This is a genomic window from Serratia sp. PL7 (assembly GCF_945957435.1).
In genome coordinates, this window is record NZ_CAMFLB010000109.1 from 1 (window position 1) to 715 (window position 715).

The 715-nt window shown below is 55.1% G+C and carries 1 protein-coding gene; it reads left to right on the forward strand.

Features of this window, described 5'->3' with window-relative positions; translation table 11 throughout:
* On the forward strand, positions 1 to 715 hold a 715-nt coding region (gene rplB / locus N6G83_RS54455; protein ID WP_260524439.1), incomplete at both ends, for a 50S ribosomal protein L2.

Here is a 715-nt window from a genome sequence, read left to right on the forward strand (position 1 = left end):
GGAAAAACTGAGCAAAAGCGGTGGTCGTAACAACAATGGCCGTATCACCACCCGTCATATCGGTGGTGGCCACAAGCAACATTATCGTCTGGTTGACTTCAAGCGCAACAAAGACGGTATCCCTGCTGTGGTTGAGCGTCTGGAGTACGATCCGAACCGTTCCGCGAACATCGCGCTGGTTCTGTACAAAGACGGCGAACGCCGTTACATCCTGGCGCCGAAAGGCCTGAAAGCTGGTGACCAGATTCAATCTGGCGTTGATGCTGCAATCAAAGCGGGCAACACCCTGCCGATGCGCAACATTCCAGTTGGTTCAACGGTTCACAACGTAGAAATGAAACCAGGTAAAGGCGGCCAGATGGCTCGCTCCGCTGGTGCCTACGTTCAGATCGTTGCTCGTGATGGTTCCTACGTAACTCTGCGTCTGCGCTCTGGCGAAATGCGTAAAGTTCCAGCTGATTGCCGCGCCACCCTGGGTGAAGTCGGTAACGCTGAACACATGCTTCGCGTTCTGGGTAAAGCAGGTGCTGCACGTTGGCGTGGTGTTCGTCCTACCGTTCGCGGTACGGCGATGAACCCGGTAGATCACCCGCACGGTGGTGGTGAAGGTCGTAACTTTGGTAAGCACCCGGTAACTCCGTGGGGCGTTCAGACCAAAGGTAAGAAGACCCGTAGCAACAAGCGTACTGATAAGTTCATCGTACGTCGCCGTAGC